The sequence below is a fragment of the Paenibacillus catalpae genome, assembly GCF_900112695.1.
Lineage (GTDB): Bacteria > Bacillota > Bacilli > Paenibacillales > Paenibacillaceae > Pristimantibacillus > Pristimantibacillus catalpae.
The window spans coordinates 1,717,069-1,733,619 of record NZ_FOMT01000001.1 but is presented as its reverse complement, the minus strand read 5'-3'; the positions used below and the strand labels follow the sequence as shown (position 1 = coordinate 1,733,619).

Genomic DNA, 16,551 nt, shown 5'->3' with positions numbered 1-16,551 from the left:
AGCAGAAGTGGTACACTAGGAGATAAGAGTATTAGCGGATAAAGGAGTCTCTAACAGATGTTATTCACAACCTTAGATAAGCTGGACGACCGGCTATGGCCTCTTGCCAAACAGCTGTATGAGCATTCCTTTCCGAAGGAAGGCCGAAAGCCTGATGGTATTATTGCCGGGATGTTCCGGAAAATGTCCTGTTTTCTCCATACTCTCTCTAATGAAGGTGCTGTAGAAGCGATGGCTTTATCCGGGCTTACCGGCGGCGGAAGTATTCTGCTTATTGACTATATCGCCGTATCGGAAGACCGAAGAGATGAGGGAATTGGTTCTCAGCTGATTCAGAGGATTACGGAATGGGCGCAAAATGAGAAGAGGCTTGACGGACTTCTTATTGAAGTGGAGTCGGAGCATACACCGGCTAATGAACAGCGCATCCGGTTCTGGGAACGCAACGGGTTCACCATAACCGATTATGAGCATCCTTACATTTGGGTGCCGGAGCCATACCGCGCGATGTACAAACAGCTGAATCAGGAGACAGACTGGTTGGGAGACCGTAGCGGGAAGAAGCTGTTCCGTTACATAACAGCCTTTCATGAAAAGGCATATTCGAAGAAATAAGGAGGATACTCAAATGGATAACCCCTTGAATAAAACATTAAACCGGAAATATATATTGAATTTCCTGGAGGAGCTTCTACAGATCCCAAGCCCCAGCGGCTATTGCATGACCATCATGAAACGGCTCGAAGAAGAGGCGGAGAAGTTCGGGTATACGATGGAGCGTACGCCTAAAGGAAATGGCATTATTACGATTGAAGGAAGCGCTCCATCACAGGGTACACTTGCTTACACCGCCCATGTTGATACGCTTGGAGCAATGGTGCGTTCGATTAAACCAAATGGTATGCTGCGTATTACACCAATCGGCGGATATAACATGCACACGGTAGAAGGAGAGTATTGCCTGATCCATACGAGGGATGGCCGGCAATATGAAGGAACGGTACTGTCCACGAAAACCTCCGTTCATGTCTATCCGGACGCAAGGGAATGGAAGCGGGAAGAAGCGAACATGGAGATCCGGATTGATGAAGCCACTTCCAGTAAAGAAGAGACCGAGAAGCTGGGTATTGCGGTTGGCGATATCGTTTCCTGGGATCCGCGAGTGCGGATTTTGCTGAACGGATGGGTGAAGTCCCGTCATCTGGATGATAAGGCCAGTGTCGCGGCTTTATTTGGTCTTCTGGAATGGATGAAGCGGACCGGCAAAAAGCCTGAGCGGACGCTTAAGCTCATTTTCTCGACCTATGAAGAGGTTGGTCACGGCAATTCTTACATGCCGTCTGATATTACGGAGCTTATTGCGGTTGATATGGGAGCAATCGGGGATGATCTGTCTACGACGGAGCGGGATGTATCCATCTGTGCGAAGGATTCATCCGGTCCTTACGATTATGAAATGACGTCGAGACTGGTTGAGCTGGCTAAGCAGCATCAGCTGCCTTATGCGGTAGATATCTATCCTCAGTATGGTTCTGATGCATCCGCTGCGCTTCGGGGTGGGAGCAATGTTCGCGCAGCATTAATTGGACCGGGCGTTCATGCCTCGCATGCGATGGAACGCACTCATGCCGATGCGCTTGTAAATACGGCAGCCTTGCTGCTTGCCTATCTGGGTTTATCCGTTTCCTGACGGATGATCTATTACTTCTTCGCGCTGCTGACGGCTGCGGTAATCTTGCTGGCGAACAATCCCCGCAGTGAGATGAACCGCTGGGCAGCCTTCTTCTTAATCGCAGCCGCGATTGGCGGCTTAACGGATGTACTGATCCGATTCGGGTATGACGAATGGGCGAACATGGACCAGCTGCTGAATCATACGTTGACGCCTTACGGCATTCTGGTGTTCAGTCTCGTCTACTCGGAGCTTGTACCAAGCAGTCGGGCCAGGCTTTATCTGAAGCTGGCTCTGCTGCTGTTTCCGGTCTGGATGATGATGACAACGCCACTGCAACCCGAGATACAGGTCAACTTCAGGTTTTTGTTAGGCTGGGCTGCTCCCTACTATCTTGCGGCTTGTCTCCTTCTAATTGCATCTGTATGGAAGGAGACGAATCGGCGCAAACGCCGGAACCGGCTCATCGCGACGATCATTATTGTTCCGACCATTCTGGCTGCGCTGCTGTTTATTAATGTAGCTGCAATAGTCGCTCCGGATATGGATGCCTTCCGTTATGTATCTCTGTTTATTATTTATTCCTTATCAGTTGCCCTTATTTGCACGTTTATATATGGTGTATTAGGCGTGAAGCTGCGCTTTGAGAAGGATCCGCTCGAAGGGACAATGAAGGCGGTCAGCTCAGGAGCAGTGCAGCTTAACCATTCGATCAAGAATGAGATCGGCAAAATTGCCATCAGCTCGGATAATTTGAAGCGCGAGCTGTCCGCCATGTCCCCGGACTCCCTATCCCATCTGGACATCATAACATCAGCCTCCGGGCATATGCTTGACATGGTGAACCGGATTCACAGCCAGATGCGGGATATTGTTCTGGTAGAGAAGCCAGTACGACTGGATCAGCTGGTACAAGGCTGTCTGCACCTTCATCAAGGCTTGCTCGAACAGAAACAAATACGGGTACAAACGGACTATTTCTGCGAGCCAGTCATCTATGGGGATTCGGTTCACTTATCAGAAGCAATCGGCAATGTGCTGACAAATGCGGTAGAAGCGATGGAAGTAGGCGGAGTGTTGTCCATCCGGCTGGAACGGGTGAAGAAATCGGTACAGCTATGCGTGAAGGATAACGGCAAAGGGATTCCTGATGATCAGCTGGAGAGGGTATTTGAACCGTTCTTCAGCACGAAGAACCGCTCGAGCAACTTTGGACTGGGGCTTTCTTATGTATACAATGTGATGAGGAAAAGCGGAGGCTCGGTTGATGTGATAAGCCGGGTGAATGAAGGGACTGCCGTTATTTTTCATTTTGCAGCAAAAAAAGTCCGTCACGGATAACAGGAGGATCACAGAATGACAACAATCAAAATCTTTCTCGTCGAAGATGATCCCGACTGGATCCGGGCGATGACCACTTATCTGAACAGCGAACCGGATCTTGAGGTAGCAGGCTCAGCGACTTCCTCCCGTGAAGCCATTGAGAAAGCCAGGCAGCTGGATTTTGATGTTGTATTGCTGGATATTCAGCTGACGGATTACAATGAGGAAGGCATTTATACGGCCATTGAGCTGAACGATATTCATCCGGCGAGGATTATTATGCTGACGTCGATGAAGGATGAATCAATCATTATGCAGGCTTTTACGGCGGGGGCCGTGAATTATGTGGAAAAGACGAATTACAAGGAGCTTCCTCATGCGATAAGGAATGCTTATCAGCATCCCCGGGCTATGGACGCACTTTTGAAGGATTATGCCAGACTGAAGCGGGAAGAGCAGCTGAAGCAACTCACCGCTGCAGAGCGGGAAGTGTTCGAATTAATCGAACAAGGCTACACACAGCCGCAGATGGAGAAGAAGCTGTACAAGACGGAAAGCACCTTGAAGAACCAAGTGAACAAAATGCTGAAAAAGCTTGGCGTTACAAGCCGTAAGGAAGCGGTGGAAAAGGTCCGGCGCAGAGGCCTGCTTCCTCCTAAATAACTTCTACAGCTCAAGAGCGCTGCCTATGGGCAGCGCTCTTTTTGCGTGCACGGATAAAGGCCGGGTTCTACAAAAGTTAGAACTGTCGGGTTCCCGCGTCCCGTCCTAGAATGTAGGGGAAGGGAGCGGGATGTGCATGAAACGAAACCTGAAACGAAAACCAATCTATGTAGAGCTGAACATTCACGCGGACTTGGAGAAGCTGTGGGCTTATACCCAGACCGCTGAATTGCATGAGCAGTGGGATCTGCGATTTTCCAAGATCACCTATTTGCCGCGCAAATCCGGGAATAGTCCGCAAGCATTCTTGTATGAGACCCGTATCGGCTTTGGACTTCAAATAAGCGGAACCGGTCGCACGAAATCATCCGTTCATAGCGAGACAGGAGGTAGGTTATCCACGCTTGCCTTTGGCTCGGAGCAGCCGATTTCATTAATCCGTCATGGGGCGGGTTACTGGCAATACCGGCCGAACGCGGACTCCGTTACTTTCCTTACCAAATATGATTACGCAACCCGGTTTGGAATACCTGGACAATGGTTCGACCGGCTGCTGTTCCGGCCTTTGTTCGGATGGGCTACCGCCTTAAGCTTTGATATTCTGCGGTTATGGCTGGAGAAGCAAATTCCTCCGTCAGTCAGTCTTCAGCGGATCATGCTCCATTACTTAAGTACAGCAATATTAAGTTTTCTATGGCTGTATGAAGGCCTCATTCCGAAATGGATGTTTCCGGAAGCCGGTGAGCTTGCCGTTATGCAAAGCATGAACATATTTCAGGGGACTGAACTGATTGCCTTGCAATGGCTGGGTGGAGCAGAGATTCTTCTCGGACTTCTCCTGCTCCATTATCACCGCTCGAAGTGGATCTATGGGCTACAGCTTATCGGATTGCTAGGCCTTACTGCAGGTGCATTAGTTGGCGGATCTTCTCTCTTGGCGGAGCCTTTTAATCCGTTAGTACTTAGTGCCGCGATGATTGGACTCGGTTTGACGGGCATGTGGACCTGCCGGGAGCTGCCTAACGCTAGTAATTGCATACGGAAGAAAGGGGAAATGAAGAAATGACCAGATCCATCTATGAACAAGTTCTAGGCGCGCAATTCGAAAATCTCCATCCGCGTATTCAGGAGCGGTTTGGATTCAGCAGCAAGGATCATGTCGCATCCATCGGTCAAGGCGTGATGGACCGGATCTGGTTTGCGAAGTGGGCAGCTTTACCGCTCGCTGTCGGAGCATCGCGGCATATCATGTTCCCGCAAGGCGGCCGCAGCATACCTTTTACGATTGAGAATTATGCGTATCAGGATGGTCATGGCAGGGAGACCGTAACCTGGATCCGCAAGTTTCAATTCAAGCGGGCTGTTCGGCATTTTGACGCGACAATGATTTACAGCACGGAGAGGGAAAGAATCGTTGATTATTTAGGAAACAAACAGCATTTGGCGGTAGACTTGGACATTACGGCAGCAAGCAATGGAGGAATCCGGATCCGCTCGGGCGACCAGCGTTTTTACGAAGGGCTGATTCAATTTACCTGTCCGCCGCAGCTGACCGGAACGGCCGATGTCATGGAATGGTATGACGAAGACATGAAGAAATACCGGATTAACGTGCTTGTGACTAACCCCGTATTCGGCACGGTTTTCCATTACGAAGGAAGCTTTGAAGCTCAATTAATACCGCTGAAACATATTCCGGTAGATGCGATGCCGTTAAGGGAAGAGGCAAGAGAATAGGCCGATATATCAGCTTTGCAGGAAACGACAATTTTTTCTATACAAATAGAGGAGAAAATAACTATATGTCGAATGAAATAAGGATTAAAGCTTCATGTATTATTGAGAAATAGAGGTTGAAGCATGCAAAATTCGGTATTTTTCAAGAGCGTCATTAACTCAAACTCCATCTTTGATTCAATGGGGCTTCTTGGCCATTTTTTAAAAGAGACGATCGGCTGTGAGCATATTTGCCTGTTTCTAATGGAAGATTCACAGCGTCAGGAGCCTGCAGCGTATACCTATAATATGCTGCAAGTGGATACGAATCAGCTTCAACAGCTGGCGGTTGAGGCTGATTTCTTCGAGCGTATCCCGGATGGAAGACCACTTCGACAAGATGATAAGATAGACGGAATCTCGCTTGAGAAGACGTCTTTTCACACCATATATCCCTTCCATATTAAACGTAATTCAACGTATGGCACACTCCTGCTCTGTTTTCAAACTCAGCGATCATTGACACCTGAAGAGCTTCAAATTTGCCGAATTAACAAATTGCATATGGATCAGCTCATCGACAAGATCTACTTCCGCAAGCAATTTCTGAAAGAGCAGTCTTACGAGAGCCTGTTTAATACGCTGCGGATGAAGGACAGCTTTACGGTGGACCATTGCTATAATGTCGCCTTTTATTCCTTATTGCTTGGAGAAAAGATTGGCCTTAGCCCGTCTGAGCTTGAGCTGCTGAAGGTGGCGGCTCTCCTGCATGATATCGGCAAGCTTGCGATTCCGGATCATATTCTGATGAAGCCCGGCAGGCTGACGGACGAGGAGTTTGGCGTCATCCGCCAGCATCCGGCTATAGGTTATGAACTGCTGAAGGATTTGCCGGAAGTACAGGACATTCTGCCTATTGTCAGATGGCATCATGAGCGGATTGACGGGAGAGGTTATCCTGATGGACTCAAGGGTGATGAAATCCCGTTTCTTGTCCGGATCGTAAGCCTGGCTGATGCTTTCGACGCGATGACTTCAACCCGTGTGTACCGAAGTTCCTTGCATGTGGATGAAGTAAGGAAGCAATTAATAACAAATGCAAATACACAGTTTGATGAACAGCTCGTCAATCTGTTTCTTGACATCATCGACGAGCAAATGACGATGAGAACCTTAACCCTAGGTGAATGAAATCGGAAAGAGAGTTGGAGTATGTCATTGCGTGAAAAGATACTCATCGTAGACGATGAACCGCATAATGTACAGATTCTTCGTATATTTTTGAACTCTTTAAATTACAGCATACATACGGCAGAGTGCGGCTCTGAAGCATTAGCGATGTACGATGAGGTTCGACCGGATCTCATTTTGCTGGACGTGATGATGCCTGATATGTCGGGCTTTGACGTCTGCAAGCAGTGGATGAGCCGGGAAGGGTTTGATACACCGGTCATCTTCTTGTCTGCAAACGTGCAGAAGAAGGATATATTGCAAGGCCTGCAGCTTGGCGCCTTCGATTATCTGACCAAGCCTTACGATCTTGACCTGCTCGAGATGAAGGTGAACTTTGCCTTGGGGCAAAAGCAAAAGCTTGAGCGGTTAATAAGCGCCACGGAAAAGCTGTCCGAGAGGGCTAATACCGATGCCTTGACCGGACTCTATAACCGGATGTATCTCAACGAAGTCTTATTAGAATCATCGGTTAGCTTATCGGATTTTGGCGCAATGCTTATGATCGATATGGATAATTTCAAATCCATCAATGATACCTATGGCCATCTTGTAGGCGATCAAGTGCTGAAAGAGATTGCTGCTATCATCCAGAAAGCGATAACACCTGAGAGTGATCTTGCTTTCCGTTTTGGCGGAGACGAGTTTCTTGTGCTGCTGCACGAGGGAGATGTGGCCGTTGAAACCGCGCAGGAGATTATCCGAACGGTGAATGAGCTGGCTATCGGCTCGCTGGTGGAACAAGGGGCTAAAGCATCAGTCAGCATCGGAGTTACGAAGAGCTCTAATCATGATTCCTTTGAACAGATAATAGGCTTTGCCGATCGAGCCTTGCTGCGTTCCAAACAAAGCGGCAAAAATCAGATCACGATCTATTAAACGGATGGACAGGTGAATAATTATGATGGAATTAAAGAGCTTCAAGAAATTGTTTCTGATGACGAAAGTAATCAATTCGCAATTTGAGCTTTCCGATATTTTGCAGGTATTCGTTGATGCGATCGCAAGTGAAATTACGCAGGCGGATCTGGTCGGCTTTTTCCTCAAGCAGCCTGACGGCACGTTTATTGGTTACAAAGGAAACAAGATGTCCATCGATATTACGGAACTGCTGATTGATCCGCAGAAGGACAGCTTCGTCCGGGATATTCTTGAGAGAAGAGCAAGCGATTATATCGGGGATACCAGTATTGATGAACGGATTGACGATGACAAGAAGCTCCTTATGAAGATCCAATCCATCCTGGGTATTCCGGTTATTGTGAACGATGCTGTCTTTGGAGTTGTATTTGTTCATGATTTCGGCAAGCCGATGAATCTGACGCGCGAGCAGATTGAAGTGACGGAAGCGTTCGTCAACATGGTCAGCGTTGCTATTCATAATATCCAAATGTTCGAAAATACGAAAAACCTGGTGGACAAGCAGCAGCTGCTGCTTGATGCGACAAAGGCTTTGTCCAAGTCGCTGTCTGTCCGCGAAGTACTGAAAACCTGCTTCCATTATATGAAGCGGGCTACAGGCTCTGACGAGGTTGGCATCCATCTGTATAACGAGAAAGACCGTACGATTGAGCCCTATCATATTTCCTCGGTCAGCGTAACGGAAGAGGAATGGAAGAATAGACACCGCGAGGAAATCAAGCTGAGCATCGATAAAGACAAGCTGTTCTATGAGGTTGTAACGGAGAAAAAAGCAGTTGCGATCTCTGATGTTTATGCGGATCCGCGTCCGGACCACCGGGCTTGCGAGATGTTCAACATTAAGAGCCTGCTGATCATCCCGTTAGTGGCGAAGGATCGCGTATTTGGCGATGTCGTCATCCCCACGATGCACAAGTGCCGTGAATATGAGCAGGGAGAGATTGAATTCTGTCAATCCATTGCGGATGTTACCGCCACTGCGCTTGCGAATGCGATCCATACCGAGAATCTGGACTATTCGGTTAATGTTCGTTCGATGGAGCTGCAACAGGCGAACTTCAAGCTGGAAGGCCTTGTGAAAGAGCTCGAGTACTTGAACGAACTGAAGAGTGATTTCATCGCAACGCTGTCACATGAGCTCCGGACGCCAATTACGGCGGTGAAAGGCACAGTTGATATTTTGCGGAAGGAAGTGCTTGGCAAGCTCAATGATTCCCAGCTCGATCTGCTTGAGACGGCTGGTAAATCCATTGAACGCCTGCTGAATCAAGTTAATGAGCTGCTTGATTTCGCCAAGATGGAGAACGGGAAGTTCGAGCTTACTTACTCGGAATTTGATTTTGAAGAGATGATTCGTGAAGCAACGCATATTGTTGACTCTCTCATCAATAAGAAGAAGCTTGAGCTTGCCGTTGAAATTCACGCCGACGCGGGCAAAACGATGCGTGCGGACCGTGAGAGGATCCTGCAGATTCTATTGAACCTGCTCTCCAATTCCATTAAATTTACCCCTCAGAGAGGTAAAATTACGATTAAAGCGTATATGGAAGCCGGCGGGATGACTATCGAAGTCATCGATACCGGAATCGGGATCCCGATGGAGAAACAGAAAAATATATTCACTAAGTTCTACCAGGTTAATAATCAAATTAACGGTACTGGCCTTGGCCTTGCGATATCGAAGCAACTAATAGAAATGCACGGGGGAAAAATTTCATTCGAATCAACGGAAGGCGAAGGCTCTATATTTAAATTTACCGTGATGAAATAAGGAAAAATAGATAGAGGAGAATAAGATGAGAGCAATTGAAGCGGGGTTAAGATTTTTGGTTAGTCAAGGGGTCAAGTACATTTTCGGAGTCCCGGCGGGCTCTATCAATGCATTGTATGATTGCTTGCATGAACTTCCAGAATTAACATCCATTGTAGCCAAGCATGAGTCAAGTTCAGGGTATATGGCGGCAGCCTATACAAGAATTACAGGTATTCCATCCGTATGTGTCGGTTCGAGCGGTCCCGGCGCAACCAATCTGGTCACACCTGCTGCAAATGCATGGCGCGAGAAGCTTCCGGTTATTTTCCTGACAGGAGCTATTCCTACAACTAAATTCGGACGGGGCGGAGGGCAGGAGCTTAACGCCGATCCAATCTTCGCGTCCGTCACCAAATTAAGCAAGACCGTTACCGATCCCAAGGAGCTGCCGCGCGTTCTGGCGGAAGCCTATAACACGGCAATCAGCGGGATACCGGGTCCGGTACATATTACGATTCCGATTAATATGCAAATGACGGACATTGGGGAGCCGGAAATAGTAACAGCTGTTCTGACGCAGCCAGTTCAACCTGTTCTTGCTGAAGTGGAAGCAGCGGCAGCTGCTATTGCGAAAGCGGGACGCCGCGGAGCTTTACTTCTAGGTCATGGCTCCAAACAATTTAAAGATACGATGCGGCGGTTTGCCGAGCTGACGGGTTGGCATGTGGCTACCACCCCTCGCGGCAAAGGGGCATTCCCGGAAAATCATCCGCTTGCCCTTGGCGTATACGGATTGGCGAGCAATGACTCTGCAGTTGACTATCTCCGCGGCAATCAACATGATCTGTTAATGATCGTTGGCTCCGCGTTAGGGGAGTCCGCGACGAGCAGCTGGGATGAGCGGCTGGTGAACGGCAAGCAGATTATCCATATTGATCACGACAAGCGTGAGCTTGGCAAAAACTTCGATACGGATTATCCGGTACATGGGGATATTGAGCTGGTCGTCCGGCAATTGATTGACCGCTTGACCTCTGGTGTGCAGGAAGAACAGCTTGAGGAAATAACAAGTGCCTATAAAGAAGCCGCTGCCGCAGTGGAAACTGCGGGTCCGGGGACGGAGGATTGGAGTACAAGATCGGCTATTCGTCAGCTGAATCTTATCGCTCCGGACAACGCACGGTATTACGTGGATATCGGTGAATTTATGACGTATTCGATTCAGAATCTCGTGATCCGCGAGAATCAGGCCTTTGACATCAATATTAATTTTGGCGGTATGGGGTCAGGCATTAGCGGAGCATTAGGCGCTCAGCTTGCGGAGCCGGATCGTCCGACGATCAGCGTTACCGGGGACGGCTGCTTCTTTATGCATGGCATGGAAGTACTGACGGCTAAGGAATACAATCTCCCGATTGTGTTCGTTGTCATAAATAATGCGCGTCTTGGCATGGTGTATCATGGACATATGATGCAGTACAAACGCTGCCTGGAAGATTTCTCCCAAGAGCGGACAAGTATCGCGGATATTGCCAAAGCGCTTGGCATTCGTTATGCGCAGGCGGAATCGCTGGACGAGCTCCGGCCGGAGCTTGCGAAGGAATGGTTCGACCAATCGAGAGGCCCGATAGTGGTCGAAATTAATGTCGAGGGTAATGAAATTCCTCCGATGGGCGAGAGGGTCAAGTTTTTGCAAGGCGCGACTTACTAATCGAATTCATGAAGCTGCTTTCCGTTTTTTACGGGGAGCAGCTTTTTTTCGTCGGGAGAAATCGCATAAAAAGGGAAATGCCGTGAGACGTTAAGGGCAACAGAAGGGAGGCGTTCAGCAATGCGAAGGAAAGAAATTTCGTCCTTTTATTTCTATATGCTGCATGGCTTGCTTATTGCTGTTGTCCTTGTTCTTATCTTGTCTTTGGCCGAGCATCCTGCCGTTTCCGCAGGTCAACGGTTTACGAAGCATTCGGCCATTATTGCGCATCGCGGCGCATCCGGTTATGCCCCCGAGCATACGCTTGCTTCCTTTCGCAGCGCTATAGATTCGGGTGCGGATTATCTGGAAATTGATCTGCAGCTGACCAAGGATGGCCACATTATCGCGATGCATGATGATACCGTTAACCGCACGACCAACGCAAAGGGCAAAATAGCGGAAATGACGCTTGATCAGGTCAAGCAGCTTGATGCGGGCTCCTGGTTCAACAAGCATTATCCAATGTATGCGCGAGAAGAATTCGCAAAGCAGCAGGTTCCTTCGCTCCAAGATATATTCGCGGCCTTTGGCAAGAAAACGAATTATATTTTGGAGATTAAAGATACCAAGTTCAACCCGGGAATTGAAGAAAAGCTGCTGGCGGTAATCCGTCAATTCCGACTGGAGGATTATGTCATTATTCAGTCCTTTGACTCCAAGAGCTTGAAGAAAATCCATCGTGTGAATGACCGGATCGTCTTACTCCAGCTGATGTGGTATAACACGCCGGCCCGGATCAGCGATGCCTCTTTGCGCAAAATTAAAAAATATGCGCAAGGGATCAGCCCTAATTTTCCGAAAATCAATGCCGCCTATGTTCATAAGGTTCAGAAATCCGGCCTTCGCATTTATCCCTATACCGTCAATTACCAATTAAACATGGACCGTGCGCTGAACTGGGGAGTAGACGGAATCTATACGGATTATCCGGACCGATTTCGTGAAGTGCTGCAAAAGAACAGCAGCTTTGTCTACTTGCTGCGCCAGACTCTTTCCGAGTGGATAAACAAATAAATAGGCTTCTATGCTAACGTCTGCCGCGATGCTTTAACGTCCGCCGGATCATTACGGGTAACGTCATGCTTCCGGCTGTCGCGGCAATAATGGAATGAAAGGGAATGATTATCGCGTAATAAGCGGCTGTACTGAAGATCACATCAATTAAAATGAATTTTTTTACCTCCGCCATGGGGATGACGACCATAACATAAGTCTGTTTATTTCTCATTCCTGCCTCCTCGAGCCTTTATTATCTCTATCCATCCTATTTCGGATCAGCATTGTCCCATTCGGAGTACCTGTTACATAATGGCATTCATTCCAGGGCACATTGTAAATAACTATCATGCTAAAGCTGGAGGCAATGTCAACATGAGCGAGACTTCATTGTTCCGTGAACGGAAGAACCGAAAGCTGCTGTTAAGCGCCGGCTTCAGCTGGCTATTTGATGCCATGGATGTCGGGCTGGTCTCCTTTATCGCAGCGGCCTTAAGCGTTGATTGGAATCTTGGCGCACAGCAGATTGGCCTGCTGGCCGCCATTAACTCTACCGGGATGGCGTTTGGCGCTGCTGTTTCCGGCTCGCTCGCTGACCGGTACGGCCGCAAAGCGGTGTTGCTGTGGACGTTGCTGTTGTTTTCCGTAGCGAGCGGCTTATCCGCCCTTGCACCGAATTTCTTTGTCCTGGCCGTCTTTCGTTTCATTGCGGGATTTGGTCTGGGAGGTGAGCTTCCTGTCGCATCAACGCTTGTATCCGAATCGGTGCCCGTGAAGGTAAGAGGGAAAGCGATCGTGCTGCTCGAGAGCTTCTGGGCTGGCGGCTGGATCCTGGCCGCTCTTATTTCGTATTTCTTTATTCCGCATTATGGCTGGAGATTGGCTTTGGTCATCGGGGCTTTACCTGCGTTGTATGCTTTATTCCTTAGAAGAGCAATCGATGATTCCCCTCGCTACAAGGAGCAGGCAGACAAGGGAAAGCTTAGCTTCAGCCAGAGGATGTCTTCCATCTGGTCCGGCCAATACCAACGGGCGACAATTACCTTGTGGATTCTGTGGTTTACGGTCGTGTTCTCCTATTACGGCATGTTTCTATGGCTTCCGACCGTTATGGTGCTGAAAGGATTTACGCTTGTTAAGAGCTTTCAATATGTGCTGATTATCACATTAGCCCAACTGCCGGGTTATTTTACAGCTGCTTATTTAATTGAAAGAATAGGGCGGAAAGCCGTACTTGGCGTCTATTTGCTTCTGACTGCGGTATGTGCCATATGGTTTGGTAATGCCGGGACAGCAGGAATGCTGCTCACTGCAGGAATCTTCCTGTCTTTCTTCAACCTGGGAGCATGGGGAGCGATGTATGCCTACACACCAGAGCTGTATCCCACAAGTATACGTTCCACCGGTGTTGGCTTTGCTGCAGCATTCGGCCGGATCGGCGGCATTATCGGACCTTACCTGGTTGGTTTGCTGATCAGTAACGGAACGTCTATCACTTCCGTGTTTGTTATTTTCTTTATTGCGATTGTCATTGGCGCGCTTACGGTTTTGTTGTTTGGCCGGGAAACAAAGGGAATGGATCCGGACCGCGTATAATGCTGGTGTCAGGAAGGAGGAGCGGGGATGACAGCTGAAGGTTTTTCCCCATTATTGCATGCCAACATGGAAAGAATGAAGCTGCTCATGGGCTACAGCTCGGATTTTATCGTTCGTGAGCTCGTTATTGCGGGCAATAAGAAGACAGCTATCTTCTTTCTCGATGGCATGGTTGATAAAACGGAGCTTCAGAACGGCGTAATCTCCGCTTTGCTCGATCGGACGCCTGTTGATTCGGTTAATCTTCAATTTCTGAAGGATCAAGTGCTGGATGCAGGCGAAGTACAAGTGATCCGTACCGTTCAGGCTGCTTTGGAGCAAATTTTTTCCGGCAGCTTATTTATCATGCTGGACGGTACCGTGGATGGCCTGGGTGTAACGATGCCCGGCTGGGAAGACAGGAGCATTACAGAATCGAAAACCCAATCCGTTGTCCGCGGACCGCAGGATTCCTTTACCGAAACGCTTCGTACAAATACAACACTTGTCAGACGCAGGGTGAAGGATACACGATTGAGATTAATTTCTCTCAGGGTTGGAAAAATGACCAAAACAGATGTGGCCGTTATGTACATGGATGGCATGGCGGATGACAAGCTGGTTAGACAGCTTATTGGCCGCTTGCAAGCTTCCAAGCAGGACCGGGTACTGGAAGGGGAGTATTTGGAAGAGATTCTGCATGTTAAAAAGCAGGTTAGCCTGTTTCCGACCATTTACAACTCGGACCGGCCTGATTCCATTGCGGCTGGGATTATGGAAGGTAAGGTTGCGCTGTTTGTTGACGGGACTCCATTTGTCATGCTCACTCCTGCGTTATTCATCGACTTTATACAATCAGCGGAAGACTATTATCAAAGTCCTCTATACAGCAATCTGATTCGGATGCTTCGCTATGTTTCATTAGCCATTTGTTTACTAGCGCCATCTGTTTATATCGCATTAACCACATTCCACCAGGACATGCTGCCGACACAGCTGCTGCTTAGTCTAGCAGCTCAGCGGGAAGGCGTACCATTGCCGGCTTTTATTGAAGCTCTGCTGATGGAGGCGACGTTCGAAATCTTAAGGGAAGCCGGAATCCGTATGCCCCGAACCATTGGTCAGGCCGTATCCATAGTTGGAACGATTGTAATTGGCCAAGCTGCCGTGGAAGCAAGCATTGTATCGGCAGCCATGGTCATTATTGTAGCCATTACGGCAATAGCCAGCTTTGTCATTCCATCGTATTCCATGTCCATTCCGATACGGATCATTCGTTTTGTCTTTATGGCCTTATCGGCTTCATTTGGCATATTCGGCCTGACAATCGGCATCATCTTGCTTGTCGTACACCTCAGCCATCTGAAGTCCTTTGGCATTCCCTATTTAAGTCCAGCCGCACCTTTTCATGCGAGCAATCAGAATGACGCCATATTCCGCATGCCGTTCTGGAGGTCTTCGAAAGGACAGACGAGGCAGGATAAGTCATCATGAATGTCCTTACCCGAATTGGGGCTGTCATAATGGCCATGATTATGCTGGTTATGTTATTAACTGGCTGCTGGAATCGGCGGGAGCTGAATGCCATCTCGGTTGTTCTTGCGATGGGCATCGATTGGGTGGACAAACAATATCAAATATCCGTTCAAGTATCGGATCCTTCGCAAATGTCGATCAATCGATCTGTAGGCGAGCGCTCGCCTGCTATCGTTTTTACAGAGCGTGCACCAACAATCTTTGAAGCCCTTCGCAAGATTACGACGAAAGCCTCAAGAAGAATGTATCTGTCCCATATGCGGATCGTCATCCTGGACGAAGAGGTGGCTAAGAGAGGAATTCGTAATCCGCTCGACTTTTTGTTTCGCGATCATGAGGTCCGTCCGGATTTTCACATGGTTGTTGCGAGAGGCTGTTCGGCGAAGGAAATTCTTTCTTTTGTTACCCCCATGGAAGTACTGCCCGCCATGGATCTGTATAAGTCGCTCAAGGTGTCGGAGCGTGCGTGGGCACCTACTTCGGCTGTTAACGTTGTAGATATGATGCAGAAGTCAACGAAAGATGGCATTGAGCCCGTGCTTACAGGCATTACTCTCGTTGGCAACCGAAAAAAAGGGATGAAAATGGATAATATCAAGCAGCCGAGGTCTCTGGCAGAGTACAACTATACCGGCATTGGTGTAATGCTTGATGATCGGATTGTTGGATGGCTGAATGAATCGGACAGCAAAGGCTACAGCTTTATTACAAACAATGTACATAGCACCGTGGGCCATGTTGCTTGTCCAGATTCGAAGGGGAATTTTGTGGTAGAAGTATATAATTCGAAGGTTAAGATAACACCTTCTATAAGGAACGGGAAGCCCTTTGTCAGTGTTGAATTGCGCAGTGAAGCTAATATTGGTGAATACCACTGTCAGGCTGATTTAACGGAAATACAAGTGTTCAGCCAGCTGCAGCAAGCAGCTAGGGAAGAGCAAAAGAAAGTGCTTGAAAATAGTATTATTCATGTCCAGAAAAGATTCGGAGCGGATATCTTCGGGTTCGGGGAGTACTTCCATATGAAATATCCGGGACAATGGCAGGCTTGGAAAAAGATATGGCCAGACGTGTTTCAGAATGAGCTGAAGTTTGAGGTTATCGTCAAGAGTGAGCTTCGCAAGACCGGTAAAATCACAAATAGCGTTCATTAGCAGCCATAAGGAAGAAGGAATATCGATGAACATGATTATATTGCTGCTGTTCCTTAGCGGGGCTTATGTGCAATATCGTGCCTTGCTGAAGCAGCAAGCAGTCCGCGACATCGTTGTAAGCTCTTGCTTTCTGGCGGTAGGGGCATCCTTCATCTTGCTGAAGCAGTTCGATGTGCCATTGCCCAGCCCGATGAAGGGAATTGAGAATATATTCAAGCCCGTAGAAACATTCGTGTCCAGGCTGCTTAGCTAGTCAGAG

16 protein-coding genes are annotated in these 16,551 nt (G+C 48.3%); 15 read left to right on the top strand and 1 reads right to left on the bottom strand.

The window, feature by feature from the left end:
* Window positions 1-57 precede the first annotated feature (57 nt).
* From BM200_RS07510 to BM200_RS07460, 11 genes are all read left to right on the top strand, one after another.
* Window positions 58-615 carry a GNAT family N-acetyltransferase gene (locus BM200_RS07510; protein ID WP_091183259.1) on the top strand — a complete coding sequence of 186 codons (558 nt, stop codon included), beginning with the start codon at window positions 58-60 and terminating at the stop codon, window positions 613-615.
* Between the two features lie 13 nt (window positions 616-628).
* Window positions 629-1,690 carry a M42 family metallopeptidase gene (locus tag BM200_RS07505; RefSeq protein WP_091183256.1) on the top strand — a complete coding sequence of 354 codons (1,062 nt, stop codon included), beginning with the start codon at window positions 629-631 and terminating at the stop codon, window positions 1,688-1,690.
* Between the two features lie 3 nt (window positions 1,691-1,693).
* Window positions 1,694-3,013: a sensor histidine kinase gene (locus tag BM200_RS07500; RefSeq protein ID WP_091183255.1), complete on the top strand. Its 1,320-nt coding sequence runs from the start codon at window positions 1,694-1,696 to the stop codon at window positions 3,011-3,013.
* Window positions 3,014-3,028: 15 nt separating this feature from the next.
* Window positions 3,029-3,658 (top strand): response regulator, encoded by a 630-nt coding sequence (locus BM200_RS07495; RefSeq protein ID WP_091183252.1) that lies wholly within the window; start codon window positions 3,029-3,031, stop codon window positions 3,656-3,658.
* Window positions 3,659-3,794: 136 nt separating this feature from the next.
* On the top strand, window positions 3,795-4,724 hold the full coding sequence (locus BM200_RS07490) for a DoxX-like family protein (RefSeq protein ID WP_342716296.1): 930 nt from the start codon (window positions 3,795-3,797) through the stop codon (window positions 4,722-4,724).
* The gene (locus BM200_RS07485; protein ID WP_091183249.1) at window positions 4,721-5,395 is read left to right on the top strand and encodes a DUF4166 domain-containing protein; all 675 of its coding nucleotides are present in this window, start codon (window positions 4,721-4,723) and stop codon (window positions 5,393-5,395) included. The genes BM200_RS07490 and BM200_RS07485 overlap by 4 nt, the downstream gene beginning before the upstream one ends.
* 123 nt (window positions 5,396-5,518) lie before the next feature.
* Window positions 5,519-6,565: an HD-GYP domain-containing protein gene (locus BM200_RS07480; protein WP_091183247.1), complete on the top strand. Its 1,047-nt coding sequence runs from the start codon at window positions 5,519-5,521 to the stop codon at window positions 6,563-6,565.
* A gap of 21 nt (window positions 6,566-6,586) precedes the next feature.
* Complete coding sequence (locus tag BM200_RS07475) at window positions 6,587-7,483, top strand: GGDEF domain-containing response regulator (protein WP_091183244.1); 897 nt, start codon at window positions 6,587-6,589, stop codon at window positions 7,481-7,483.
* Between the two features lie 22 nt (window positions 7,484-7,505).
* The gene (locus BM200_RS07470; protein WP_091183242.1) at window positions 7,506-9,296 is read left to right on the top strand and encodes a GAF domain-containing sensor histidine kinase; all 1,791 of its coding nucleotides are present in this window, start codon (window positions 7,506-7,508) and stop codon (window positions 9,294-9,296) included.
* 25 nt (window positions 9,297-9,321) lie between these two features.
* Window positions 9,322-10,989, top strand: coding sequence for a thiamine pyrophosphate-binding protein (locus tag BM200_RS07465; protein WP_091183239.1), 1,668 nt, complete (start codon window positions 9,322-9,324; stop codon window positions 10,987-10,989).
* A 120-nt stretch (window positions 10,990-11,109) separates the two neighbouring features.
* Window positions 11,110-12,045, top strand: coding sequence for a glycerophosphodiester phosphodiesterase (locus tag BM200_RS07460; RefSeq protein ID WP_091183237.1), 936 nt, complete (start codon window positions 11,110-11,112; stop codon window positions 12,043-12,045).
* 13 nt (window positions 12,046-12,058) lie between these two features.
* Here the strand turns inward: BM200_RS07460 and BM200_RS07455 are convergent, their stop codons facing one another.
* Window positions 12,059-12,259 carry a hypothetical protein gene (locus BM200_RS07455; protein ID WP_091183233.1) on the bottom strand — a complete coding sequence of 67 codons (201 nt, stop codon included), beginning with the start codon at window positions 12,257-12,259 and terminating at the stop codon, window positions 12,059-12,061.
* Between the two features lie 143 nt (window positions 12,260-12,402).
* Between BM200_RS07455 and BM200_RS07450 the strand changes: the two genes are divergently transcribed.
* The 4 genes from BM200_RS07450 to BM200_RS07435 are packed head-to-tail and all read left to right on the top strand — an operon-like array spanning window position 12,403 to window position 16,545.
* Window positions 12,403-13,623 carry an MFS transporter gene (locus tag BM200_RS07450; protein ID WP_091183594.1) on the top strand — a complete coding sequence of 407 codons (1,221 nt, stop codon included), beginning with the start codon at window positions 12,403-12,405 and terminating at the stop codon, window positions 13,621-13,623.
* Between the two features lie 27 nt (window positions 13,624-13,650).
* The gene (locus BM200_RS07445; protein ID WP_091183231.1) at window positions 13,651-15,096 is read left to right on the top strand and encodes a spore germination protein; all 1,446 of its coding nucleotides are present in this window, start codon (window positions 13,651-13,653) and stop codon (window positions 15,094-15,096) included.
* Complete coding sequence (locus BM200_RS07440; protein WP_091183228.1) at window positions 15,093-16,292, top strand: Ger(x)C family spore germination protein; 1,200 nt, start codon at window positions 15,093-15,095, stop codon at window positions 16,290-16,292. The genes BM200_RS07445 and BM200_RS07440 overlap by 4 nt, the downstream gene beginning before the upstream one ends.
* A 25-nt stretch (window positions 16,293-16,317) precedes the next feature.
* A complete protein-coding gene (locus tag BM200_RS07435) occupies window positions 16,318-16,545 on the top strand; it encodes a hypothetical protein (RefSeq protein ID WP_091183225.1) in 228 nt (75 codons plus the stop codon).
* The last annotated feature ends 6 nt before the right edge of the window (window positions 16,546-16,551 follow it).

Bases quoted from the DNA above. Each gene is read 5' to 3' on its own strand.
- BM200_RS07510 (WP_091183259.1), top strand. From the start codon at position 58: ATGTTATTCACAACCTTAGATAAGCTGGACGACCGGCTATGGCCTCTT.
- BM200_RS07505 (WP_091183256.1), top strand. From the start codon at position 629: ATGGATAACCCCTTGAATAAAACATTAAACCGGAAATATATATTGAAT.
- BM200_RS07500 (WP_091183255.1), top strand. From the start codon at position 1,694: ATGATCTATTACTTCTTCGCGCTGCTGACGGCTGCGGTAATCTTGCTG.
- BM200_RS07495 (WP_091183252.1), top strand. From the start codon at position 3,029: ATGACAACAATCAAAATCTTTCTCGTCGAAGATGATCCCGACTGGATC.
- BM200_RS07490 (WP_342716296.1), top strand. From the start codon at position 3,795: ATGAAACGAAACCTGAAACGAAAACCAATCTATGTAGAGCTGAACATT.
- BM200_RS07485 (WP_091183249.1), top strand. From the start codon at position 4,721: ATGACCAGATCCATCTATGAACAAGTTCTAGGCGCGCAATTCGAAAAT.
- BM200_RS07480 (WP_091183247.1), top strand. From the start codon at position 5,519: ATGCAAAATTCGGTATTTTTCAAGAGCGTCATTAACTCAAACTCCATC.
- BM200_RS07475 (WP_091183244.1), top strand. From the start codon at position 6,587: ATGTCATTGCGTGAAAAGATACTCATCGTAGACGATGAACCGCATAAT.
- BM200_RS07470 (WP_091183242.1), top strand. From the start codon at position 7,506: ATGATGGAATTAAAGAGCTTCAAGAAATTGTTTCTGATGACGAAAGTA.
- BM200_RS07465 (WP_091183239.1), top strand. From the start codon at position 9,322: ATGAGAGCAATTGAAGCGGGGTTAAGATTTTTGGTTAGTCAAGGGGTC.
- BM200_RS07460 (WP_091183237.1), top strand. From the start codon at position 11,110: ATGCGAAGGAAAGAAATTTCGTCCTTTTATTTCTATATGCTGCATGGC.
- BM200_RS07455 (WP_091183233.1), bottom strand. From the start codon at position 12,259: ATGAGAAATAAACAGACTTATGTTATGGTCGTCATCCCCATGGCGGAG.
- BM200_RS07450 (WP_091183594.1), top strand. From the start codon at position 12,403: ATGAGCGAGACTTCATTGTTCCGTGAACGGAAGAACCGAAAGCTGCTG.
- BM200_RS07445 (WP_091183231.1), top strand. From the start codon at position 13,651: ATGACAGCTGAAGGTTTTTCCCCATTATTGCATGCCAACATGGAAAGA.
- BM200_RS07440 (WP_091183228.1), top strand. From the start codon at position 15,093: ATGAATGTCCTTACCCGAATTGGGGCTGTCATAATGGCCATGATTATG.
- BM200_RS07435 (WP_091183225.1), top strand. From the start codon at position 16,318: ATGAACATGATTATATTGCTGCTGTTCCTTAGCGGGGCTTATGTGCAA.